A 25,211-nucleotide genomic window follows, 5' to 3' on the forward strand; every position below is an offset into this window, starting at 1 on the left:
TGAGTCGACCTCTGTTGATTCCATTGTTCGCAGCGCTGGCATCGCCAAGGGGACGTTTTATTACTACTTCAAATCCAAAGATGAAGTACTGGCAGCGTTGGCACAGCAACTGTGTGCCGAGATGGTTGCCCGCTCACAAATCATTGCCGACGATCCGCAACTGGGGGCGATTGAAAAGTTCTGCGCCATCATCGCCGCGCAGAATCAAACTGCAGAAGCCGGGCAGGCTTTGGTTGAGGACTTACACCGCCCAGAGAACCGCGCATTGCATGAGCGCAGCAATATTGAAACGGTGTTGGCCTTTGGGCCGATCCTGGCAACGGTGGTGGAGCAAGGAAACCAGGAAGGCGTTTTTCAAGTTGATGATCCGCTATCGACGGTGCAGTTCATTCTTGCCGGTTCGCTGTTCCTGTTCGGCCACCAGATGTTTAGCTGGACGCCTGAAGAGCAAGCCGCGCGTATGCAGGCCATGCTGTTGCTGATTGAGCGCGCCTTCGGTGCCGCTGCCGGGTCTTTTGCCGCCGTTTTAGGAGCCAGCATCCAAGGGGAAGATTAAAATGGCCCCGGCACAATCTACTATTCCCTGCAACGCTAATGGCGGCGTTGCTTGTTTCCATAGAGCAGGAGCCTATTAAAAAGTAAGTCATAACATTTCATTAGCGTATCGATAAAAACCTGAACTTTAGTGATCGGCTCATTAGTAGCTGATGGCTACCTTTTGACCTAACCCTGGGATATTTATCATGATGGATTATTCTTTTTTATCTACTCGCACGTCATTTTTAATGGTTAAACCGTTCTCGCTGACAGCCATATTACTAACGGGCAATGCCTATGCTGGCGATTGGTCGGTAGGTGCTGGTGTACTGGCAGAACAGTTACCCTATCGCGACTATGATGCACAATATATACCGCTACCGATTTTGACTTATCAAGGAGAGCAGTTTTTTATTAACGGCCAAGGGATCGGGATTAATCTACTGAGTTCTGAGAAGCACAATCTGCATTTGGCGGTTAACTACTCCCCACTAAGCTTTAAGCCTGCGGATAGCGACGATCCGGCGATGAAGAAACTGGACAAGCGGCGAGCGACCGCCATGGCGGGCATCGGGTATCAGTACCATGCCGATTGGGGCAGCATCAACGCTGATATTGCAACCGACGTGCTGGGCTATAGCGACGGCGTAATTGCCGATGTCGGCTATCAGTACCGCTTCCAGTTTGGCAAATTACAACTGGTTCCCGGTTTCGGTATGCGCTGGCAAAACCGCGCCTTCAATAATTACTATTTTGGTATCAGCGAACGGGAATCGCAACGCAGCGGGATGCAACAATACCAGGCGAAAAGCGGCGTCACATCTTACATTTCTCTCGCCAGCTATTATGCCATTAATAACGACTGGCAGCTGTTCCTGATGGGATTTAATGAACAGATGAGCGACACGGTGAAAGATAGCGCGATGACCGATCGTGATTATAGTATCAATGCAGTGGCTGGCGTTTTATATAGCTTCTGATCGGCCCACTATTTTATTTGATAAACCAGCGATGGATCCCAATAATCATTTATGGGAAGGGACTGTTTTGCCATAACCCACTGCACCTTAATTTGTGACTAGCCAGCGTTTAAGGTGCAGTTTACTTTCTGCCAGGGTAAGGGGATTTTAGGCACCAAGATCCCCGAGTCACTCCCGATAAAGCAAATCCCCATAAATCCCGGTCAGCACCCCACCCGGAGCGAACTGCTTTTTGATCCACTGGGTGACCTGCCCGGTTGCCGCATGCTGTGTCGCCAGCAACATGCTGGAATCCTGCCGTGGGTTATGAATGGCGCGGGTTGCCAACAGCCCCTCTGCTACCGGTTCACGCGCCATATATTCCGGTAAGAAACCAATCCCCTCCCCTAAAATCTGGCATTGGCACTTGGTGTTAAAATCCGGCACCAGGATCGCTTCCTGCCCGTGCAGCAACCATCCCACCTTCTTGTTGATGGTATGCGCGGTGTCTTCCACCATGATGTTGGGATAAAGCCGCAGCTGGCTCTCTGAGATCGGCTCTGGCATAAACGCCAAGGGATGATCGGGCGCAATGGCGAACACCCAGCGGATGGCGCCAATTTCGGTGTAATCAATGCCACCGCCGTCCAGCAACGTATCCGGTGCGCCAATAGCGATATTGGCCTGGTTGTTGATGATGGAATCCCAGACGCCGTTGTATACCTCGGTGGTCACCGTAATGTGGCAGGTGGGGAATTGCTTCTTCAGCACCTGTAACAGCCGGGCGGTATGCCTTGGGGTGTAGAGCAACTGATTGATACAGATGCGCACCCGCGCCTCGATACCCTGCGAGATGGTATCAATACCACGCTTGATGGCATGGAAGTCGTTAAGCAGATCGGTCGCTTTACGGTAGAAGTAAAAACCGGACTCGGTGAGTTCGATGCTGCGCGTGCTGCGGTTAAACAGTACGACGTCCAGCCCGGTTTCCATCCTTTTGATGGTATAGCTGATGGCCGAGGTCGTCAGATCCAGTTCCTTGGCCGCCTTGCTGAAGCTGCCAAAACGCGCCGTGGTGGTAAATGCCAACAGATTTTCTTCGGTAAAAATAGAATTCATGACCCCTCCTCCCCCCTGGACGCATTGTTGAATGTATTTGTAAATCCTATGACACGCAACCAGTATTGAACAAAATTTAACACTGCGATTACAACTGATTTGAAGACAATCACACTTCTGATTATTAGTTTAGAGCCTGATGTGGCGGGAGGTGAAAGCCCATTCCCCGCAGGGACGTTTGCCGTGGCAAAAGGCGCAAAACATAAGAGAAAGATTGCGCCGCCGCACAGTTTGTCTTTATTGTTGAATTATTTTCAATAATTACACCCTTTGCGATGAATGATTCTTAAGCGGATGTTTTTATCCAGCATCTATTGCTATTCTCAGTAGCAATGAAAGCATCCAAAGCCCACTGGAAAAATAGGGAGCCAGAATATGTCTGATAAGGCGCTAATCACAGAATTTCTTTTTGCAGCGGAACAGGGCGACAGCGACGCGCTGAAAAATTGCCTGAGTAAAGGGGCAGATATCAATGCCACTAACCGCCAAGGCCGCACCGCAATTACGCTTGCCAGCTTGAATAAACATTACGACTGCGTGGAATTATTAATCGCTGCCGGTGCAGACATTGATAAGCAGGATCAGACCTGTTTTAACCCCTTCCTGCTGAGCTGCCTGAATAACGACTTAACGCTACTACGTCTGGTATTGCCAGCAAACCCGGATTTGGACCGTTTAACACGCTTTGGCGGCGTGGGTATTACCCCAGCCAGCGAAAAAGGTCACGTCGATATTGTACGTGAATTGTTAACGCGTACTGAAATTAACGTCAACCACACCAATTTTGTCGGTTGGACGCCGCTGCTGGAAGCCATTGTGTTAAATGATGGCGGCGCGAAACAGCAAGAGATTGTCAAATTACTGCTCGATCACGGTGCCAATCCTCATATGACCGACAAATATGGTAAATCGCCTCTGACGCTGGCCCGCGAAAAAGGCTATCACGAAATTGCTGAACTGCTGGTTGCCGCCGGCGCTTAACCGAGGAGAAATGCCATCGCACAGCCTCAACGGCAGTGCATTACAGCGTTATCGGCGGAGGTGGCGTTCCCCCGCCAGAGGCTAAGTGGGCAGGTCGAACAGGTTTTTTCACGCGCGGTAAACCTGTTCGTTCCCGAGCAGAACATGCTCTACACGTTATTAAGCGACGAGTACGATAACGCCCCCAATAGTTGCCGCATAGCGCTCAGGCACTGTGACCAGATATTTAGCCCAGGAGATCGCGTCGAGTTTTCTCAGGGCAGCATTGAAATAGGTCAGCATAGTTGGATTGATTTATCTCACTGCCAGACATGGCAGCAGCCTGACCTGTATTTAACCGAAGCAAGCAGAGCATCAATTGCTTGGCACCAATGGGGGGCTTGCATTAATCAACAGGCTTCATCCGGTAATTCGCTGTTTAATTACCGTGGCGAGAATATATTTTATCGGGAAATGGCCAGATTATTACAACTTCATCGTGATGCGTTATTTCTAGCGATACGGCGCAATGAAGATCCCGACGAGGCCTTACATTCTCTCATTGGTTTGGGAATTGGCCTGACGCCTTCCGGTGATGATTATCTGGTTGGGCTTTGCTCTATATTATTGCTACCCGGTCATCCGGCGCGAAAATATCGCGAGGTTTTTCTGGCAGTGCTGGAGAAAGCACAACATAAAACCACGCTGCTAAGCGCTATTACCTTAGAAACGGCAATCAATCAGCGTTACCGACAGGTGATTAGTCACCTGTTAGAAAAATTAGTACACGACGATCGTCACCTTATTATCGATACCATTAACAAGATTAAACAGATCGGTTCAAGTTCGGGTTGCGACATGCTGTATGGCATGGCCGATGCCTGCCTCTTGACCTCATATTTTGGAGAAAAATATGCCCATCAGGATCGTGGTAAAAAACAACACCTGGTTTGACTCTGTTTCGCTGATGTCTATTTCCACCAAAGCGAACAAACTTGAAGGCGTTGAACAAGCGTTTGTGGCCATGGCCACGGAGATGAACAAAGGAGTGCTGGAGAACCTGGGCTTGTTAACCCCAGAGCTGGAAGCCGCCAAAAACGGCGATCTGATGATCGTGATTAAGGGTGCCAGCGATGAAGCTAATGAGGCGACTCTGCAAGCGATCGAAGCCTTGTTCACCCACAAAGATAAAGGTGGCCGCCACGAAGCGCGTTACGCCACCCTCGCCAGTGCGAAAACTCATATCCCGGAGAGCAACCTCGCGGTGATCTCGGTAAACGGGTTGTACGCGGCACGTGAAGCCCGTCAAGCGCTGGAAAACGATCTCAACGTGATGCTGTTCTCCGATAACGTCTCCATCGAAGATGAATTGGCGTTGAAACAGTTGGCGCATGAAAAAGGCCTGCTGATGATGGGGCCAGACTGCGGCACCGCCATCATTAATGGCACCGCCCTGTGTTTTGGTAACGCGGTTCGCCGTGGCAACATCGGTATTATCGGCGCATCCGGCACCGGTAGCCAGGAGTTGAGCGTACGTATCCATGAGTTCGGCGGTGGTATTTCGCAACTGATTGGCACCGGCGGGCGCGATCTGAGCGAAAAAATTGGCGGCCGGATGATGCTGGACGCGCTGGAGATGTTAGAGAACGACAACGGTACAGAGGTGATTGTACTGGTCTCCAAACCCCCTGCCCCTGCCGTGGCACACACCGTGCTAGAACGCGCCCGTGCCTGCCGTAAACCCGTGGTGGTTTGTTTCCTTGGGCGCAATGAGCCACCAGCCGATGAACCAGGGTTACAGTTTGCACGTGCAACCAAACAGGCAGCGTTAAAGGCCGTGCTGCTTACCGGCATCAAAGAAGAGTCGCTCGACCTGCATCCACTGAACTGGCCGCTGATTGAAGAAGTGCGTGCCAAGCTGACGCCGCAGCAAAAATACATTCGTGGTCTGTTCTGTGGCGGCACTTTGTGCGACGAAGCGATGTTTGCCGCACTGGAAAAATACGACGACGTTTACAGCAATATTCAGCCCGACCCGGCCATGCGCCTGCAAGACCTCAACCGCAGCGTGGCACACACCTTCCTCGACTTTGGCGATGACGACTTCACCAATGGCAAACCGCACCCGATGATCGACCCGACCAACCGCATCCAACGTCTGTTGCAGGAAGCGCGCGATCCCGAAGTTGGCGTGATCGTGATGGACTTCGTGCTTGGCTTTGGCTCTCACGAAGATCCGGTGGGCGTAATGATCGAGGCGATCAAAGAGGCCAAGGCCATTGCGTCCAGCGAGAGCCGACCGTTGGAGATCCTCGGCTATGTGCTGGGCACCGATCTCGATACGCCGTCGCTACAGCAGCAGTGCCAGATGCTCACCGATGCGGGAGTGATCTGGGCTAGCAGCAGCACCAATACCGGATTGCTGGCGCGTGAATTTGTTTGTAAAGGAGGGAAAGCCTGATGAGCCACACGTTATTCAACCAACCGCTGAACGTCATTAACGTCGGTATCGCCATGTTCAGTGATGATCTCAAAAAACAGCATGTGCCGGTAACCCAGCTCGATTGGACTCCACCGGGCCAGGGCAATATGGCGGTGGTTGAGGCACTCGATCAGATTGCCTCCCCCGCGCTTGCCGAGAAAGTGGCTGCCGCGAACAAACTGGCGCTGGAGCGCATTATTCAGTCGCATCCGGTGCTGGTAGGTTATGACCAGGCGATCAACGTCGTCCCTGGTATGACGCGCAACACCATTTTACATGCTGGCCCACCGATCACCTGGCAGAAAATGTGCGGTGGGATGAAAGGCGCGGTCACCGGTGCGCTGGTGTTTGAAGGACTGGCAGCCAACCTCGACGAGGCAGCAGAATTGGCAGCATCCGGCGAAATCATCTTCTCGCCGTGCCACGAGCATGATTGCGTGGGTTCGATGGCAGGCGTGACGTCCGCGTCAATGTTCATGCATATCGTCGAGAACAAAACCTACGGCAACCGCGCATATACCAATATGAGCGAGCAGATGGCGAAGATCCTGCGCATGGGGGCCAATGACCAAAGCGTGATTGACCGACTCAACTGGATGCGCGATGTGCAAGGCCCGATGCTGCGAGATGCCATGAAGCTGGCCGGTGAGATCGACCTGCGGCTGATGCTGGCGCAAGCGCTGCATATGGGCGACGAGTGCCACAACCGCAACAATGCGGGCACTTCACTGCTGATCCAGGCGCTGACGCCGTGGATTATCCAGGCGGGCTACCCGGTTGAGCAGCAGCGCGAGGTCTTCGACTTTGTCGCCAGCAGCGATTACTTCTCCGGCCCAACCTGGATGGCGATGTGTAAAGCGGCAATGGATGCGGCGCACGGTATTGAGTACAGCACCGTGGTCACCACCATGGCGCGTAACGGCGTTGAGTTTGGTCTGCGCATCAGCGGGCTACCGGGCCAGTGGTTTACCGGCCCAGCGCAGCAGGTTATCGGCCCGATGTTTGCAGGCTATAAACCGGAAGACTCGGGGCTGGATATCGGTGACAGCGCCATCACCGAAACCTACGGCATTGGCGGTTTTGCCATGGCAACCGCTCCGGCCATCGTTGCACTGGTCGGGGGCACGGTGGATGAAGCGATCGATTTCTCACGCCAGATGCGTGAAATCACCTTGGGCGAAAACCCCAACGTCACTATTCCCCTGCTGTCGTTTATGGGGATCCCAACGGCGATCGATATTACCAAGGTCGGCAGCAGCGGCATCCTGCCGGTGATCAATACCGCCATTGCCCATAAGGATGCCGGGATCGGCATGATCGGTGCCGGGATTGTGCACCCGCCGTTCGCCTGTTTTGAGAAAGCAATACTGAGGTATCGCGACCACTACTGCCAATAACAATATACCCGTCGTCTTTCAAGCTGCAGCGTTGTTACCTGCACTATCTCACCCCAGTCACTTACAAAAACGTAAGCTCCTGGGGATGAGATAGTTTGTCGCCTAGCTGCAACTTGAAATTCATAGGGTAACCGGGGCTAACCCAGCGTTAGCCCCACCTGACACCAGAGAGTTGTTCACCTGCAGGACCAATGGCGATCCCGTTGATCGTCGAGAGTTGTTAAACGACCTGTGAAGGATTTTCCATGAACAAAATGAAATTAGAGTGGAAACGCGGTGACTGGGCAGCCTACTTCGGGCTGATGACCAATAACCTGACCAACCTGCTCACCATGATGGGGTTACTCATCTTTGTGGTGGGTATTCCCAAAGAGATTGTCTACGGGCGCATAGCCCCGGCCTTTGGTCTGGCCGTGATGATGGCCAGCATCTGTTACACCTGGTTCGGCCTGCAAATGGCTCGCCAGACCGGGCGGAGCGATGTGACCGCGCTGCCTTCTGGCCCGAGTGCGCCGTCTATTTTTACCGTGACCTTCCTGGTGCTGATGCCGGTTTATCAGTCGACCGGCGATGCGGACTTTGCCATTTCGATCGGCCTAGTGTGGTGCTTTGTTGAAGCACTGATCCTGGTGGGCGGCTCTTTCCTCGGCGAAACCATCCGCAAGATGATCCCGCGCACCGTGCTGCTCTCCTGCCTTTCCGGCCTGGGGCTGTTGCTACTGGCGATGAACCCGATGTTGCAGGCGTTCGAAGCGCCGACCGTTTCGTTCATCGTGCTGCTGCTGATCTTTATCAACTGGTTTGGCAAAAAGCCAATATTCGCCCGCATTCCGACCGGTTTGCTGCTGCTGATCGCCGGTACTGCGCTGGCGTGGATCTCCGGCCTGCAAAGCCCAGATGCGATTAAAGCCTCAATGTCTTCCTTTGGCTTTAACCCGCCAGGATTCCATGTCGACAGCTTCATGCAGGGCCTGCCACACGCGCTGCCGTATCTGGCCTCTGCCGTCCCGCTGGGGCTGGCGAACTACATCTTTGACCTGGAGAACATCGAGAGTGCGCACGCCGCCGGGGATGAATACAACACCCGCAAAGTGATGATGGCCAACGGCCTCTCCTCCATGTTCGGCTGCCTGCTGGGCAACCCGTTCCCGGTGACCGTGTATGTTGGCCACGCCGGTTGGAAAGCCATGGGGGCCAGCATTGGTTACACCTTGGCGTCCGGCGTGACGATGTTCCTGGTTCCGCTGTTCGGGCTGGGTGCCTTTATGTTGGCGGTGATCCCGATGACGGCGATCGTGCCTATCCTGGTGTTTATCGGCGTGGTCACCGCCAACCAGGTGGTGAGGGAAACGCCGAAAATCGAGGTCCCGGTGATCTTCATCTGCCTGTTCCCGTGGATCGCCAACTGGGGATTAACCATGGTTAACAGCGTGCTGGGGGCGGCGGGCACCTCGGGAGCCAAGCTGGGCGCTGAGTTGCTGCATAGCAAAGGCGTGTATTACCAGGGGCTGGTGCATTTGGGTAGCGGTGCGCCACTGGCCAGTATGCTGTGGGGCTGTGTCGCGATTTTCGCCATCATCAACAAACCGCTGCGTGGTGCGGTGGCAGCGGCAACTGGTGCTCTGCTGGCCCTGTTCGGCGTGATCCATGCGCCAGCCGTGGGCTTTGCCGAGGGAAGCTCATTGCTGTTCACGCTGGCTTACCTGATGATGTCGGCCATGTTTGTGGTGAAGCATTTTCTCGATAGCCGTGAAACGGTTCCAGCTCCAGTGCAAGAGCCAACCAAAACCGCCTGACCTCTCATCCCTACCCTCTCCCACAGGGAGAGGGAGTTGCCCCGAGTGCGCAACCAGCCCGGACAGTAGGGAGTAATAAAAGCAAGGTATTACACCGAAAAATCAACGAACTCGATCGGTTCCCTCTCCCTGTGGGAGAGGGTTAGGGTGAGGGGCATTTATAGGTTCCCGCCCCTATTTAAACGGCCTTTTTAATCGGAAGACCCAAATGAAAGAACTCGTCGTCGTCGCCATTGGTGGCAACAGCATTATCAAAGACAACGCCAGCCAGACCGTGGAACATCAGGCCGAGGCGGTGAAAAAGGTCGCAGACTCGGTGCTGGAAATGCTGGCATCGGATTACCACATCGTACTCACCCACGGCAACGGTCCGCAGGTGGGGCTGGAATTACGCCGTGCAGAAGTGGCCCACGAACATGAAGGACTGCCGCTAACCCCGCTGGCCAACTGCGTGGCGGATACCCAGGGCGGTATCGGCTATCTCATTCAGCAGGCACTCAACAACAGTCTTGCACAGCATGGCGGGCAGAAAGCGGTAACCGTCATCACGCAGGTTGAGGTGAATAAACAGGATCCCGCCTTCACCACCCCCACCAAACCGATTGGCGCTTTCTTTAGCGAACAACAGCGTGATGCGTTATTGCAGCAATACCCCACCTGGCGTTTTGTAGAAGACTCCGGGCGCGGCTATCGCCGGGTGGTCGCCTCACCGGACCCCATCAGGATCGTGGAAGCCGACGCTATCAAGGCGCTGACTCAACAAGGGTTTGTGGTGATCGGAGCGGGCGGCGGTGGCATTCCTGTCGCGCGTAATCCGCAAGGGGATTACCAAAGCGTCGATGCGGTGATCGATAAAGATCTGTCCACTGCCCTGCTCGCCAGGGAAATCCGCGCCGACGTACTGGTGATCACCACTGGCGTGGAGAAAGTGTGCATTCACTTTGGCAAGCCGAACCAACAAGCGTTAGGCCAGGTGAACGTGGCCGAAATGACCCGCTATATGGCAGAGGGCCACTTCCCGGCAGGCAGCATGTTGCCGAAGATCGTCGCCAGCCTGGCGTTCTTACGCGACGGCGGCAAACGCGTCGTCATCACCTCGCCGGATTGCCTCCCCGCCGCACTGCGCGGTGAAACGGGCACCCATATCGTTAACCTCTGAGAGGCAACAACAGATGAATGAGAACAAAAGCCGCCGTGAGTTTTTGAGCCATAGTGGCAAAGTGGCTGCGGCCTGCGCACTATTGGGGGCAACCTCCTCCGTCGGTTATGCTGCTAACCCGGCAACCGCGAACTGTGAGGCAGATCGGCGCATGAAAATTACTGACAAGCACTATTATCTGGATAACGTGCTGCTAGAGGCGGGTTTTGAGTTTGACGGAGCAACCCCGGTCAGCACTCGCACCGAACTGAAAACGCTGGAGATCAATCAGGGCAAGATCGTTGCCTTGCGCGATAACCGCCAGCATGCGGACAGTACGCTGCCGGTTTACGACGCTGGCGGCAAGCTGATGCTGCCCGCCATGCGAGATATGCACATCCATCTGGACAAAACCTTTTACGGCGGCCCATGGCGTTCGCTGAATCGCCCGGCGGGCACCACCATCAAGGATATGATCAGGCTGGAGCAGAAGCTGCTGCCGGAACTGCAACCTTACACCCAAGAGCGGGCCGAAAAGCTGATCGATTTAATTCAGTCCTACGGTTCCACCACCGCCCGCAGCCATTGCAACGTTGAGCCAACCTCGGGGCTGAAAAACCTGGAGAATCTGCAAGAAGTGCTGGCACGCCGCAAATCTGGCTTTGACTGCGAGATTGTCGCGTTCCCACAGCATGGCCTGTTGTATTCGAAATCAGAGCCGCTGATGCGTGAGGCAATGCAGGCAGGAGCGCACTATGTCGGTGGTCTGGATCCGACCAACGTCGATGGCGCAATGGAAAAATCGCTCGATAGCATGTTCCAGATCGCGCTGGATTATAACAAAGGGGTGGACATCCACCTGCACGAAACCAGCCCGGCAGGCATTGCGGCGGTGAACTACATGGTAGCAACCGTCGAGAAAACGCCACAGTTAAAGGGCAAGCTGACCATTAGCCATGCCTTTGCGCTGGCAATGATGAATGAACAGCAGGTGGATGAGATTGCTACCCGTATGGCAGCACAGCAGATTACCATTGCCACCACGGTCCCTATCGGCACTATGCACATGCCGCTCAGCCAGTTGCGTGAGAAAGGCGTGTTTTTGATGACCGGCACCGACAGCGTGATCGACCACTGGTCGCCGTATGGCTTGGGCGACATGCTGGAGAAAGCCAACCTTTACGCTCAGCTTTACGTACGCCCGAATGAGGGAACTCTGTCACGTTCGTTGGCGCTCGCCACCGGTGATGTCTTGCCGCTGAATGACAAAGGGGAACGCGTATGGCCGAAAGCCCAGGACGATGCCAGTTTCGTGCTGGTTGATGCCTCCTGCTCCGCCGAAGCGGTAGCACGCATTTCCCCAAGAACCGCCACGTTCCATAAGGGCGAGATGGTTTGGGGCCACGTTGGGCAAGGCAGTAAGGCCTGATAGATGTGGTGACACCAGGGGTGCAGCACGCTGCGCCCATTTACATCATCATTGGCTTAACCCGTACTTGCATTAACAATCCACCCGCAGAACAGACCGAGCAATGCCAAAAATACCAATAAGGTGATTAACACCCGTGCTCGCTTATGTCCTTTGGTAAACGAATAAATGAAGTTCACAATTTCGTAGATGGCTTCCAATATCCCAAAAATAATTCTGAATACCAGGTTCACCAACTCACCGATACTTTCAAGCATTCCCTGCTCCTTGCTATCCGTAAAGACCATACCGTAGCAGCAAGGCACATGATAAGCCACTGACCTACGCTGGCAGGCCAACGGATTGCCCACTCTTACCAGCGCATTGTTGGCTTACACGGATCATAGTCCGCATCCCCGTCTAAACTTATCGCTCTTCACTCAGGCAAATCGTTTAAAAACCGTGGATCGGTGGGAAATAATGCCTTTGCTTCCTGATGTAAACGCCGGTAGGTGGCGGTATCCTGTTGATATTGCGCGATAGCCAACCATGAGGCATAAATATTTTTATCGATCCGCTGAGCAAGATAGCCCTGTGCCCATTGAGCATAGTTTTCAAGCAAGCGGGGGGCGCGGGACTGGTTATACATTAGCAACGCATGGGTCTGTTGATCGTAATGCCAACGTTCGGTATTCACCCAGGGGTCAAACGCCATCGCACGGTGAGCGGGTTGAATATCCGCAAAGTGATTACGTTCAAAGGCGGTTAAAGACAAATTGGCATATAGCCCAATACTGGCCACTATGCAGATGGCGGCTGAAGCCATAGGCACTACAGTTCTTAAAAATGAGTGAGTTACTGAAGATAAAGTGGTGCGCTCTGTGGCCTTATCGGTTTGGCAATCCCACTGTGCCAGCAGCAGTAAAAAAATGGCCCAATGTGCGCTAGACAGCATAAACGGGTATTCCGTTTGGCTGTGTAACAGCAAAGGGAGCAGCACGATGGCCAACGCCAGGCTTGCGCCTTTTTTTCGCCAGGATAGCCGGAGCAACCTGATACCGGCACACAGTAAGACTATCATGCCAGCCAAGGCAACCATGCCCCCTTCAACCCACCACAGTAAGATTTCATTATGCGGATGGCGCACCACGCCAAGACCCAATGTGGATAATCCGGCAGCCAGGCGATAGTGCTGAAAACTATATTCGAATCCACCGTAACCCCAACCCAGCCAAGGCTTTTCGGCAATCATCTTTATGCTGTCCTGCAACATGATCAACCGGGCCTGGTTTGATGTGGTGTGTTCAACCGTTTCAACTCCTCCATTTATTTGAAAAATGAATGCGATAGTGATACCCAAAAGCATTAGGCCTGTTGCGATACCCGTGAGCTTTTTTGCCTGCCGCCATCCCAACCAGAGCAACAATATCCCGCTGATAACGCCGCCAAGCCAACCTATCCGTGACTGTAACCACATCAACAATGCGGGAAACAGCACCAGTACCAACCCCAAGGCATAACGTCTGTATCGTTCTGCTTTTGGCTGGGTTAAGGAAAAATCAGGCAACAACAACAGCATCAATGCCAGTGCCAATCCGCAAGCGATAAAGCTGGCTAGAACATTCACCTGTTGGAAGACCCCATAAGGCCGGTCGTTTTTCATTGGGTAGTCAAACCAGGCTGGTACAACTTCCGGTAAGGCCAATTGCAACAGAGCAATCAGCGCCTGGAATACCGCGGCCAGCAGAATGGCGTAAAATAGCCAATGCCGGGCAAAGTGCGGTGGGCGATATTGCATCCATGAGACGTAAAAAACCCAACCGCCAGCTAACCCAAGCCAGCGTGCCATTCCCGCACTCTGCCAATGTGGCGAGGTATATAATAGGGGAATTGCCAGGATCACCACGGCCAGCAGCAGCCAACGGGCAGTTACGCTAAGCGAGATGGAAGAGTTGGCCGATAGTGTCAGCCAGAGGGTGGCAGTGACGGCAGCCATCACTGCCCAAGTCAGGATATTATGCGGCAGTTTCAGGCCACTTCCGCCCATATTAGGCAAGGCAAGCGGGCTAAGAAATATCAACCAAATCAGTAACAGCCCTAGAGGCAATAAGGATAGTCCCACCGGGCTAGCCAATGGTAAAGGACTTTGTGGATGATGCATTTTTCACCTGATGAAATAAGCTTTAGTGTTGAGAGCGACGGTATTACTCTTTTATTCTTATCACTCTTCAAATTACGGGGGGGATAATAAATTTCACATCAATTATAGTCATTGATGTATTAGAGGCTACAACATCGTGACAAACCAATCAATTTAATGATTGATAATTAACAGCAAAATACATTTAATTTTTTATAATAAAAAATTAAATGCTAAGTGAACAGCAGAGATCGCAAACTCAATGGCAATATTGCTGAATTACCGAGGGGGCTAAACGCATACCACAACCAAGTTAATACATTGATTATTTTATAAAAATATACCACGGCCGTTTGGGCGCAGCCGATTAAGGAGTGTTTGGCCCGGCAAACCGGGCCATCGTGCGATAAGAGGATTAATTCAACTTAAAATTAACTTAAATCAACATCCTTGCTGCCAAATAGCCAGGTCAGAATAAATCCGGCGGTATAAGAGATCAATATACCGGCGACATAAACCAACATGCCGGCGAAAATTCCCTTGGCTGAGGTCATTAATGGAATCGACACCAGACCCGAAGGGCCAAACACCGTATTCAGCCCCACCGGCAACCCCATCCAGGCAACCAGACCGATAAAGAAGCCGCCGACCGCGCCCCCCAGGCAGGCGGTAACGAAGGGCTTCAAACGCGGTAAGGTAACGCCGTAAATCAGCGGCTCACCAATCCCCAGCAGGCCAGGGAAAATGGCCCCCTTAATCTGGGTACGCAGTAAAGAGCCTTTAGGTGACCGAGCAAACAGCGCCAGCGACGCCCCCACCTGCCCTGCACCGGCCATCGCCAGAATAGGGAACAGCGAGTTAAAGCCCTGTGCATCCATCAAGGCAAAGTAAACCGGCACAAAGCCCTGATGAATGCCAAACACTACGGCGATCAGGAACAACCCGGCCAGAATGGCGGTGCCGAACGGATTGCCGTTCAGGTGCATAAACAGCCATGACATGCCCTTAAACAACTCACCGCCAACCGGCATAATCACCACAAAGGTAATGGCGCCAGTGATCAGCAGGGTAATTGACGAAGTCAGGATCATATCCAGATTATCGGGGATCACCCGGCGCACCTGCCTTTCGATCCATGCGCCCAAGATACAGGCCAGTAGAACCCCAATAATGTTACCGCGTGGGTCGATCGCCAGCCCAAAAAAGTCGCTCATCCCTGCGTAATAGCCTGTAGTTCCTTCAGGGACATAGCGTAAAACAAACAGTGAAGCGATGATCGCACCGTTAACCCCGGTGCCACCAAAGGCCTTCTGAGTATTAAAGCCGATCAGGATACTGAGGAAGGTAAACAAACCGATGCTGAACACTTTCATGTAAGCGATCAGCCCTTTGAGCCATGCGGCCGGTGCTACGCCCTCCACGATCAGCGTTTGCTGCATCAGGGTAGCAATCCCCAACAACAGCCCTGCGGCAATAAAACCTGGGATCAACGGCGTAAAAATCGTGGCAAACTTAGTCAGGAAATTATGTACCGCGCTATTTTGCTTGGCTTTCATCTGCTGCTTGTTTTCACTTGCCAGGGCCTGCAAGTCAGCTTGCTCGGCATTCCCCCGTTCCTGCTGCGGCTGCGCCGTTAACAACGCATTCATCATCTCGCTGGCAGTCTGAGCTTTGCCAGGGCCGAGGATAACCTGCAGTTGATCGTCGCCGTTAACTACCCCCATCACGCCAGGGATCTTCTTCAACTCATCGAGCCGTATCTGCTGACGATCTTTTAACGTCAGACGCAGCCTGGTCATGCAGTTACCGCAGATAATGATATTTTTACTGCCGCCGACCAGAAGTAAAATTTGCTCTATCATAGGAACGGTTATTTTCGCCATGGTTATGCCTGTATCCCTTGCAGTGCTTGACGGATAAATCCTTTGTTTTTACTCAAAACCGCGCTGGCCTCAGGGGCAGACAAGCCGCCGAGGATCATCACAATCGCGGTTTTGCAGTGACGCTGACATTGATTAAGTGCCTCTTCCGCCTCCTCTGGGCTGCACTCGGTGGCTTCGACCACGATATTGACCTGGCGCTGTATCAGCTTGGCGTTGGTGGCCTCCACGTCGACCATCAGGTTGCTGTAAACCTTGCCGCTGCGGATCATCGCGCCGGTGGTGATCATATTCAGGATTAACTTCTGCGCCGTTCCCGCTTTCATGCGCGACGACCCCGTCACCACTTCTGGGCCGACTACCGGTTCAATAGCGATATCGGCTGCCTGGCTCATTGCGCTATTCGGATTGCATGAGATGGCCACAGCAGTCGCCCCAACGCTACGGGCATACGCCATTGCCCCCAGTACATAAGGGGTGCGGCCACTCGCTGCGATGCCAACCAGCACATCACGCGCGTTGAAACCGAGATTACGCAGATCCTGTTCGCCCATTTGCGGATTATCTTCGGCATTTTCCACCGCCTGCAAAATCGCGGCATGCCCCCCGGCAATCAGACCAACGACCTGTTCACGCGGCGTGCCGTATGTTGGTGGGCACTCACTGGCATCCAGGATCCCCAACCGGCCAGAAGTGCCTGCGCCGCAATAAATCAATCGACCACCACAGGCAAAAGCCTCTACTACCAGATCCACTACCCTGGCGATTTCTGGCAAGGTGGCAGCTACCGCCAGCGGCACTTTTTGGTCTTCGCTGTTGATTACTGCGAGCATGTCCAGAGTAGGTAGCGTGTCAATTTGCGAACTGGCCGGGTTGCGGCTTTCCGTCACCATCTGGCTTAAATTTATCTTCATAGGGGCTTCCAATGGGTTAAGATTTTCGACAATGTTAAGGAATTATTTATTCGGCAAATGTGATAATCGTCACGGTAAATCTATTCTCGCCGACGAGTAAATCAGGAATAAGACGGAAAAATAACCGCCATTTAAACTTTAATTTTCAACAATTTCAAATAAATAAGTCAAAGGAATGAAAAGCCCCCTAACTGGAATAATCTATTACACACAGTGGAGATATTGTTGATGTCAGTCCTGAACGAAATCACCTGGTTGTTGCCAAGCCTGGCCGAAAACCAGCAAAAGATCGCTAAATATATCCTTGATAACCCGGAAGCCGTCCTGAGTATGTCTTCTTCCCAGTTTGCTGAAGATGCGGGGGTCAGCCAGTCAGCCATCGTCAAGTTTAGCCAGAAAATCGGCATGAAAGGCTTCCCTGCCCTGAAAATTGCCATCAGTGAGGAGCTGGGTAGAAATAACCTGTTCAAGTCCTATCCGCACAAGGCCTTGCATAACGCCATCTCGTCGGAAGATTCATTGATGGTGGTGGCACAAAAACTGGCCCATGAGAAAAATGCCGCGATCGTCGAGACGACAAAAAGGATCAATTTCGCCATTTTCCAACAGGTGGTCGATGCCATCGATAACGCGCAACGCGTACAGATCGTAGGCATTTGGGGCTCGGGTCTCACCGCCAAAGATTTGAGCTACAAATTACAGAAGATCGGTATCCTGAGCCTGGTGGAAGCCGACCTTCACGTCCAGATTGCCACCGCGCAGGCGCTAACCGCCAAAGACGTTCAAATCGTTATTTCTTTCAGTGGCCGCAGGAAAGATATGCATATCGCCGCCTCGATGGCCAAAGCACAGGGAGCGACGGTGGTCGCCATAACCGGCAGCAAGGACAATCCTTTAGCCAAAATAGCCGATTATGTATTGGAAAGTGTCTCTGATGAAAACGAGTGGCGTAGCTCTTCGATTTCGTCCAGAACCGCACAAAATACCCTGACGGATTTGATTTTCCTGGCGTTAATGCAACGACGCAAAGAGATTGCCAAACCTCTGGTGCTGAATGCGAGCATGACCATTAATAACCTGGACGACTGACCCCCAGAAAAAACCGAATACCATTAAAACAATGACAAGAATTATCTTAACTTTTTATGACGGGATTAAAATAATTACCGCAAGATATTCTTGCCCTTAAAGGGTTATTCTTTGCTCGCCCCCTTTACCAATCAAGCTGCGCGATACAATGCTGGTATAAAAAACCGGCATTATTCCTTTCCGCGCCACAAACACGAATCGATCAACTGTGATAATTATCACTTTATTACCTGGTTTGGAATGTACAATCGCCGGAAATTGATACCTCGGAGTCATCCCATGAAAAAAATAATACCGGCCATCTTTTTATTTAACGCCGGAAGCTATGCTGCCGCTATTCCAGAAGCCCAACTAAAAGAGATGTGGCTTTCCCCCAAAGGTGCAACTGAAAAGCTCATTGCCGACATGAGTTTTGCAGAAAAACTCGGACAAATGTTGATGATTGACATTCGTTACTGGGATGAAAATAGCAGCGAAAGTAAAACCCCTTTTACCGAGATGAATACCCACGTCAGTAAAATGATGACGGACTATCATTTGGGTTCAGTGATCCTGTTCCGTGAAAACCTGATTAACACTCCACAAACGGTTGAGTTGATTAATAATTTCCAGCACGCACGGACTAATTTACCGCTGTTTATCAGTACCGATCAGGAAGGCGGCTATGTTACTCGTCTGCGTGTGGGCACCGAGATGCCGGGTAATATGGCGCTAGGCGCTACCGGTGTGGCCGATTTAGCCAAACAAGCCGGGAATATTCATGGTTATGAGTTAACCAGCCTTGGGTTTAACTTTAACTTTGGGCCGGTAGTGGATGTGAATAACAACCAGAATAATCCAGTTATCGGCGTTCGCTCTTATTCCGACGATCCGATTCTGGTTGGGAAATTAGCTCGCAGCTATATCGAGGGTATTCACCAATATCCGGTACTCACCTCTCTGAAGCACTTCCCTGGGCACGGCAACGTCGCCTCGGATACCCATTTTGCCCTCCCCAGCGTCAACACGGATAAGGCTTCATGGCAACAGACCGAACTGAAACCCTTTGTCGACGTAATGCCCGATACCGATGCCATCATGACCGCCCATGTGGTGGTGCCAGCGCTTGATAGCACCATCCTGACCAACATCAAGGGAGAGAAAATCGGTACCCCGGCCACCTTATCCAAAGCGATCCTGACCGATACCCTGCGTAATCAACTCAAGTTTGACGGGCTGATCCTGACGGATGCCATGGACATGGGGGCCATTACCGGCAATTTTGATCGTCATTGGTCCATCAAGCAGGCTATTTTAGCCGGTAATGATATCGTCTTGATGCCAATAGGGATTAAAGACAGCGCCAGCATTGAACAACTCGGCGAACTGTATGCTTATTTGCAGGCAGAAGCGGAGAAAGATCCGGTGCTGAAGCAACGCATTGAAGATTCTGCGCAGCGGGTGATTTATACCAAGCTCAGTAAGCGCATCTCCCCTGCGCCTCATGATACTGCCACGGCTGAAAGGATTGTCGCCTCCAAGGCGCACAAGGATCTGGAAAACGCCATTTCGGAGCAGGCCATTACGCTGATCAAAAATGAGCAGGTTCTGCCTTATGCGCTGAAACCACAAAACAACATCATGGTCTTTTCGGACGAAGGCCCACGCAATGAGTTAATCAACAAGCATCTGGGCCAGATTGCCAATGAGTTGAAAGTGGGATTAAACGTAAAGGATCAGGTGGTTAAGCTGGATCAGGATACATTAACGACAGAAGAAATTGAGCAGCAACTGCAAGGTCAGCAGTTGGTTATCCTGGCCACCTACAACCTGAAGCTCAACCCAGTCAATGCCCAGCGCATCATCGACGTCGCCAATAAGCAAAACATTCCTCTGGTAGTTATTGCTACGCGCAACCCGTATGACATTGCCTATTTATCTGACGTAAAGGCCAATATTGCGATTTATGGCATCACCGGTTTTGATGTGACCAATAACGTCCGCAACAGCCTGGAAACCAACATTCGCAGTGGTTTAAGAACGCTGTTCAAGGGGCCTACAGGGGATAGTCTTGCAACGCCTCACGGTAAATTGCCGGTTGATATTAAAACACCAGATAATAATAACGTGCTCTACCCACGCGGTTACGGATTAACGGCATTATAATATCTCTGAAGGTAAAACATGAAGATCTTAACAGGGCTAGTGATTTTCAGTGCTATTCTCATGGCACAACCGGTATTGGCTGATGAGTCTGAGACAGATTATGATCAGGAGATCATCAAACTCAATAAACGCATTCAGCAAATAGAAAAAGAAAAGAAAGAAGCACAGGATAAACTTAAACAACAAACCTGGCGCTTCGATACCTATATTGGCACCGAGCAGGAGATAGACAGTGACGACCGCTGGAAATATATCCGTGGCAGCGTAGCAACCTCACCTTATGTCGGTGCCTTTATTTACCAGAATGATTCATTGTGGCTGTATGATGTCCAATTTTTGAAAACCTATCTGGACAATACGCCAGAATATGACCGCACACGTTGGCAGGCAGGCGTCACCAGAACGTTTCCCTTCACTTTGGGAGGAAAAACTGGCAACACCAAATTACGCCTCGGTTATCGTAACGACAACTGGCATTATCCGTCCATCAGCAACCCAGCGCTGGCAGCACCGGAATACAAAGGGGATATCCGCAAGGGCGAGGAGCGGCACGAGATCTGGATCCGTCCGCAAGCCTATTACAAATACTCTGATAGCCTGAGTTTTAATGCCAGCCTCTCTTTCCGCCTGATTGACCGCAAGTTGGATTATGCGCGGGCCAAAGGGGATTATGGGGTTTACAAGCGCGATTGGAGCCAGATCAATGAGCACTTTGCGGGAGCAAACCTGACGTTTAACCAGAAAAATTCCCTCTGGCTGAACTATTTGTACATTGATGAGCAACTGGTCAATACGCTGTATAACAAGGAACATTTCCTGTGGGCGATTTACCGTTACAAGTTCGACAGTGGCGTGATGTTAATGCCTTATACCCGCCTGGCACTGACTAAAGGGACGCAAAGCTTCCGCGACTCCAGAAACCAGGAAACGGTTTATAAAGAGAAAGACCGTAGCCGTTACGGCTTCCAGGCAATCTATCCGTTTAACAAACAAACGTCGCTGTTTGTCGACAGTTATTACCGCCCGGAACAAACCTGGATGAACGGTGATAAAACCAGCAACAACTTCTGGTTCTGGGCGCTGGAACTGCGGCATAACTTCTGACGGGCAATTGATCCCATTAACAGAGAGAAATAAGGAATGAGGCATCTGCTACTGACAGTGTTATTCCTGTGCTCGTCGTTCATCAGCGCTGGCTATGCCAGCGCTGTACCAGGCATAGTGCTCGGCGTCGATCAGGAACAAACCTATGGGCCACTGCTGAAAAACCAGCGCGTCGGCCTGATGGTGAACCAAAGCTCAATCAATAAACAGGGCCGGCACACCATCGACAAATTGCTCGCCGAGCAGGAAAAATATCAATTTACCGTGACCACCCTGTTCTCGGTAGAACATGGCATTCGCGGTAATGCCGATGCCGGACTGGGCGACGATAATCATCGCGATAAACATAGCGGCCTGCCGATCGTGTCTTTGTATGGTCGGGATGAGGATGGGCGGTCTCGAGCCCATCCCACCGAGGCACAGTTAGCCAATGTCGATATCGTTATTTACGATCTGCAGGATGTGGGCGTTCGCTTCTTTACCTACACCATTTCCCTGCACCATATGCTGGAAAGCCTGCAAAAATACCATAAAAAAATGATGGTATTCGACCGGCCTAACCCGCTCGGCAGCCATGTGTATGGCCCTATTCTCGAGGAGACAAACATCTCGGGGATTGGTATGCATCCGATACCGATGGTGCACGGGCTCACCTCGGGGGAGTTTGCCCGCATGATCACCGGCGAGGGTTGGCTGACAAATTTCAACGATACCAACTGGCAGGCCTTTGGCATCAAAGACTATCAGTTCCCCGCTAAAGACCTGATGGTGATCGGCATGGCTAACTATACCCATGACACCCCTTATTCACTGCCAGTACGGCCATCACCGAACCTGCGCAGCGATCTGGCCATCCAGCTCTACCCTTCTTTGGGCCTGTTTGAAGCCACCAGCGTCAATATGGGCAGAGGTTCAGACCATCCATTTGAACAACTGGGTTTTCCTATGCGCCAGTTTTACGTCAATACCTGCTATCAGGTGGATATCAACCAGCAGAAAACCGGCTGGCCACAGGCCGGAAAGGAAGTGTGCGGGGAGATTTTGACCGCTACCGACATCGGCCAGGTTAAGCCAACGATACGTTATCTGGTCGACTGGTGGTTCAAGTTCAAGACTGCGGGCTATGAGATGGTGCTCCCTGCTGCAAAAGAAGCGCAGTACCTGGATTATCAGGAGGAATTCTTCTTGATACGCCCCCAGTGGCTGGCCAAGCTCACCGGCACCAGCAAGCTGGTTACGTTGCTGAATGACGCAAGCGAAAGAAAGCTGTCTGTTGATGAAACGGTTAAATTCATCGAGGCCCAGTGGCAACCCGGGGTGGATAGCTATTTGCAACTGCGCGAGAAATATAAACTTTACCCTTAACGAGGCTGCGATGGCGCAAGGGGCGCCACATGTTGCGCCCCCTACAAATTCAGTCATTGCCACGTTGTCATTAACCCTTCCCTTTTCCTATGACTTTGACTTTTGGTGGCGGTAGTCTTTGCCACCTCTTTTTTTGTGAGCCAGTTATGGGGCGCAGCATGCCACTGAGATGAGGTTTCTATAGCCCCCTCTCATGTTCTACTCTCCTTAACCCAGCTCAGCGCCAGAACGGACGGCTGTAGTCTCGCTTGATATCATCCCGGCGTAGACCGATATCCTTTAGCTGATCGCCATTCAGTCTTGCCAGCGTATTGGCTGCTTTGCGCCTCTCATTCCAACGCTTTGCCCATCTGTATGCTTTTAGCCATAAACGGACAACAATATTACGGCGTTTATTTCTTGTTTTCTCAGCTGACAAGCAGCCGCCATCAATTTGATTTTCAATAACATTACTCATAATCAGCTCCCCGTCAGTCGATGAGCCTTTAGCATGATGCTTCGGTGAAAAACATTACAGATGCAAAAGCTGGCTATTATTTCCATACAGATATGTGCTAAACAGTCTGAATGGTAAAAATCAGCGCCATCTGTACTGGTCCCTTCTCTTTATCAGGTGATATCCATGACTCGCTACCAACAATTGGCCAATATCCTTAGCCAACGCATCAAAGAAGGGCTGTATGTGCCCGGAGAGCGGCTGCCTTCCGTTCGGGTGCTGAGTGACGAACACGGGGTCAGTATCAGCACCGTACAGCAGGCGTATCGGCAACTTGAAGAATGCCTGCTGATCGAGGCGCGGCCGAAATCGGGATACTTCGTGCGTTGTAGCTCAAATCTGCCTGCTCTCCCCGCGCTATGCAGCCATGCACAAAGGCCGGTCGAGATATCTCAGTGGGAAAATACGCTGGAGTTTTTAAAGGCTAGCGCTCAAGACAATGTGCTACATCTGGGCGTCGGCACGCCGGACCTGTCTGGCCCAGGACTGAAAATACTCAACCGTTTGCTCGCCCGTATCAGCCTGCATCAAAGCGAGGAAGTGCTGGATTACGACAGTATTTACGGCACTCTGGCGTTGCGTGAGCAGATTGCCCGCCTGATGCTGGACAGCGGCAACCATCAATCGGCAGACAATATCATCATTACCTCTGGCTGCCATGGCGCACTGGCGATTGCCCTAGGGGCCGTTTGCCAGCCTGGCGACATTGTGGCGGTGGATTCCCCCAGCTTTCATGGTGCAATGCAGACGCTGAAAGGGATGGGGATGAAGGTGATTGAAATCCCCACCGATCCGGTGGTGGGTATCAGCCTGGAGGCGTTGGAAATGGCGCTGGATCAGTGGCCGATCAAAGCCATCCAGTTGACACCGACCTGCAATAACCCGTTGGGTTACAACATGCCGAATGAGCGTAAGAAAGCGCTGTTGACGTTGGCTCAACGCTATGACGTAGCGATTATTGAAGACGATGTGTATGGTGCTCTCGCTTATCAATACCCACGCCCGCCGACCATTGCCTCCTTTGATGAGGATGGCCGCGTCTTGCTGTGTAGTTCCTTCTCTAAAACCGTTGCGCCCGGCCTGCGGGTTGGCTGGATTGCACCAGGCCGTTACTTAGAAAAAGCGTTGCATATGAAATACATTTCCGCCGGGCGGGTTCCCACTTTGCCGCAGTTGGCTATGGCTGAATTCATTAAACAAGGGCATTACCTGCAACATTTACGCCGCATGCGCCGCCAATATCAACGTAATCGCGACATTATGACGGGTTGGATCATGAAGTATTTCCCGCCGAATACCTGCCTGAGCAGGCCGCAAGGGAGTTTTATGTTATGGGTGGAGCTGCCTTATGGGTTCGATAGCCTGCGCCTGAACCGCTGTTTGCTGCCGCAGGGCATACAGATTGCCGTCGGATTTATCAGTTCTGCGGCAGGAAAATACCGCAATTGCCTCCGGCTCAGCTACAGCAAGCCCATGACCCGCGAGATTGAACATGCGATCCAAAAGGTGGGCAAGACGATTTATGAATTGCTGGAGGTGGAGCAGCCAGCGCTGGCGACAGAAAAGCAAAACCAATAAGCCAATTATCAGTAGGATGCTTGGCGCCATCGGCCCACACGGCGATGGCCCATATCGTTGCTAAAGCTGCAAAATGGCGCTCAAGAGGGTAAAATCAATAAATCGCCATCCTGAGTACCTCTTTTCTCACTGGCCATACTTCGAACATGTTCCTCCCCCCAAGCTTAATAAAAGCATTCCGCCTGTGTGTATAGACTGTTTTTATCGAGATACATAAAAACTGGCTAATAGAAGTGGCATTCATGCCATTAATCGTATGAGTGAGTATGGTTTTTTCTCTTTTGGTTAACTTCCCTTTCTGCAAGTCTATAGGCGGTTTCTCATGTTCAAAATCCTCAGTTATCTTATCTAGAATATTTTTAACACTTGCATGGGGATCCAGTAAAATGTTCTTTTCAAAAGCAATGTTGAAATTTGACCTATTATTGACTGGAATGACAATCAGCCGACCAGGAAGAGGATTGGTTGAAATCAAGAGTAAGATTTCATTAATATAATTTAATGTGTAAAAAATGTATACGTCATCACTTTTTAAATTATTTCTTGGGGTGCTATTCAATTCATGAAAGTCTATATGGCTCACTTCTCTTTCATCGTTTTGGAGATATTCTTTAATCCCGATGAAGAAATAATAATTTTCAGTAATGACTTTAATATTTATTGACATGCCATTAGTCCTTATGGTTTATATGTGAAATCCGTGA

The 25,211-nt window shown here is 51.6% G+C and carries 21 protein-coding genes; 14 read left to right on the forward strand and 7 right to left on the reverse strand.

The annotated features are described in order from the left end of the window. Positions 1-556 (forward strand): TetR/AcrR family transcriptional regulator (locus N6G83_RS44940; RefSeq protein WP_260524181.1); only part of this gene is annotated, 556 nt, incomplete at its 5' end. 187 nt (positions 557-743) lie between these two features. Continuing rightward, positions 744-1,517 carry a MipA/OmpV family protein gene (locus N6G83_RS44945; RefSeq protein ID WP_211135701.1) on the forward strand — a complete coding sequence of 258 codons (774 nt, stop codon included), beginning with the start codon at positions 744-746 and terminating at the stop codon, positions 1,515-1,517. A gap of 168 nt (positions 1,518-1,685) precedes the next feature. Here the strand turns inward: N6G83_RS44945 and N6G83_RS44950 are convergent, their stop codons facing one another. After that, positions 1,686-2,615 carry a LysR substrate-binding domain-containing protein gene (locus tag N6G83_RS44950; protein WP_021180041.1) on the reverse strand — a complete coding sequence of 310 codons (930 nt, stop codon included), beginning with the start codon at positions 2,613-2,615 and terminating at the stop codon, positions 1,686-1,688. A 375-nt stretch (positions 2,616-2,990) separates the two neighbouring features. Between N6G83_RS44950 and N6G83_RS44955 the strand changes: the two genes are divergently transcribed. The 7 genes from N6G83_RS44955 (at position 2,991) to N6G83_RS44985 (ending at position 11,817) form a co-directional block, all read left to right on the forward strand. Then, positions 2,991-3,596, forward strand: a complete 606-nt coding sequence (locus tag N6G83_RS44955) for an ankyrin repeat domain-containing protein (protein WP_024530332.1) — start codon at positions 2,991-2,993, stop codon at positions 3,594-3,596. Positions 3,597-3,740: 144 nt separating this feature from the next. After that, positions 3,741-4,529 carry a DUF2877 domain-containing protein gene (locus tag N6G83_RS44960; protein WP_211135702.1) on the forward strand — a complete coding sequence of 263 codons (789 nt, stop codon included), beginning with the start codon at positions 3,741-3,743 and terminating at the stop codon, positions 4,527-4,529. Next, positions 4,489-6,036, forward strand: coding sequence for an acyl-CoA synthetase FdrA (gene fdrA, locus N6G83_RS44965; protein WP_024530333.1), 1,548 nt, complete (start codon positions 4,489-4,491; stop codon positions 6,034-6,036). Before N6G83_RS44960 ends, fdrA begins: the two co-directional genes overlap by 41 nt. Next, positions 6,036-7,454: a DUF1116 domain-containing protein gene (locus N6G83_RS44970; RefSeq protein ID WP_024530334.1), complete on the forward strand. Its 1,419-nt coding sequence runs from the start codon at positions 6,036-6,038 to the stop codon at positions 7,452-7,454. Before fdrA ends, N6G83_RS44970 begins: the two co-directional genes overlap by 1 nt. A 245-nt stretch (positions 7,455-7,699) precedes the next feature. Beyond that, entirely contained in the window at positions 7,700-9,250 is a 1,551-nt protein-coding gene (locus N6G83_RS44975) for a xanthine permease (RefSeq protein ID WP_024530335.1), read from the forward strand. Between the two features lie 208 nt (positions 9,251-9,458). Next, complete coding sequence (locus N6G83_RS44980; RefSeq protein ID WP_211135703.1) at positions 9,459-10,409, forward strand: carbamate kinase family protein; 951 nt, start codon at positions 9,459-9,461, stop codon at positions 10,407-10,409. A gap of 13 nt (positions 10,410-10,422) precedes the next feature. After that, complete coding sequence (locus tag N6G83_RS44985; RefSeq protein ID WP_024530337.1) at positions 10,423-11,817, forward strand: amidohydrolase family protein; 1,395 nt, start codon at positions 10,423-10,425, stop codon at positions 11,815-11,817. A gap of 56 nt (positions 11,818-11,873) precedes the next feature. Here N6G83_RS44985 and N6G83_RS44990 read toward each other — a convergent pair whose 3' ends face one another. The 4 genes from N6G83_RS44990 to murQ form a co-directional block, all read right to left on the reverse strand. Then, positions 11,874-12,074 (reverse strand): hypothetical protein, encoded by a 201-nt coding sequence (locus tag N6G83_RS44990; RefSeq protein WP_211135704.1) that lies wholly within the window; start codon positions 12,072-12,074, stop codon positions 11,874-11,876. 158 nt (positions 12,075-12,232) lie between these two features. Next, a complete protein-coding gene (locus tag N6G83_RS44995) occupies positions 12,233-13,957 on the reverse strand; it encodes a PglL family O-oligosaccharyltransferase (protein WP_211135705.1) in 1,725 nt (574 codons plus the stop codon). Between the two features lie 410 nt (positions 13,958-14,367). Beyond that, positions 14,368-15,819, reverse strand: a complete 1,452-nt coding sequence (murP, locus tag N6G83_RS45000; RefSeq protein WP_074027883.1) for a PTS N-acetylmuramic acid transporter subunit IIBC — start codon at positions 15,817-15,819, stop codon at positions 14,368-14,370. A 2-nt stretch (positions 15,820-15,821) separates the two neighbouring features. Beyond that, positions 15,822-16,730: an N-acetylmuramic acid 6-phosphate etherase gene (gene murQ, locus N6G83_RS45005; protein ID WP_074027882.1), complete on the reverse strand. Its 909-nt coding sequence runs from the start codon at positions 16,728-16,730 to the stop codon at positions 15,822-15,824. Positions 16,731-16,958: 228 nt separating this feature from the next. Between murQ and N6G83_RS45010 the strand changes: the two genes are divergently transcribed. The 4 genes from N6G83_RS45010 (at position 16,959) to N6G83_RS45025 (ending at position 22,433) form a co-directional block, all read left to right on the forward strand. Beyond that, complete coding sequence (locus tag N6G83_RS45010) at positions 16,959-17,819, forward strand: SIS domain-containing protein (RefSeq protein WP_024530342.1); 861 nt, start codon at positions 16,959-16,961, stop codon at positions 17,817-17,819. 279 nt (positions 17,820-18,098) lie between these two features. Further along, complete coding sequence (locus tag N6G83_RS45015; RefSeq protein ID WP_211135706.1) at positions 18,099-19,964, forward strand: glycoside hydrolase family 3 protein; 1,866 nt, start codon at positions 18,099-18,101, stop codon at positions 19,962-19,964. Between the two features lie 18 nt (positions 19,965-19,982). Next, positions 19,983-21,068 (forward strand): hypothetical protein, encoded by a 1,086-nt coding sequence (locus tag N6G83_RS45020; RefSeq protein WP_024530344.1) that lies wholly within the window; start codon positions 19,983-19,985, stop codon positions 21,066-21,068. A 36-nt stretch (positions 21,069-21,104) separates the two neighbouring features. Beyond that, entirely contained in the window at positions 21,105-22,433 is a 1,329-nt protein-coding gene (locus tag N6G83_RS45025) for an exo-beta-N-acetylmuramidase NamZ domain-containing protein (protein WP_211135707.1), read from the forward strand. A 217-nt stretch (positions 22,434-22,650) separates the two neighbouring features. Here N6G83_RS45025 and N6G83_RS45030 read toward each other — a convergent pair whose 3' ends face one another. Further along, entirely contained in the window at positions 22,651-22,890 is a 240-nt protein-coding gene (locus N6G83_RS45030) for a DUF1127 domain-containing protein (RefSeq protein WP_211135708.1), read from the reverse strand. A 165-nt stretch (positions 22,891-23,055) separates the two neighbouring features. Between N6G83_RS45030 and N6G83_RS45035 the strand changes: the two genes are divergently transcribed. Next, positions 23,056-24,507, forward strand: a complete 1,452-nt coding sequence (locus tag N6G83_RS45035; RefSeq protein ID WP_211135709.1) for a PLP-dependent aminotransferase family protein — start codon at positions 23,056-23,058, stop codon at positions 24,505-24,507. A gap of 94 nt (positions 24,508-24,601) precedes the next feature. Here the strand turns inward: N6G83_RS45035 and N6G83_RS45040 are convergent, their stop codons facing one another. Next, on the reverse strand, positions 24,602-25,174 hold the full coding sequence (locus tag N6G83_RS45040; RefSeq protein WP_024530347.1) for a helix-turn-helix transcriptional regulator: 573 nt from the start codon (positions 25,172-25,174) through the stop codon (positions 24,602-24,604). Positions 25,175-25,211: the final 37 nt, after the last annotated feature.

This window comes from Serratia sp. PL7 (genome assembly GCF_945957435.1).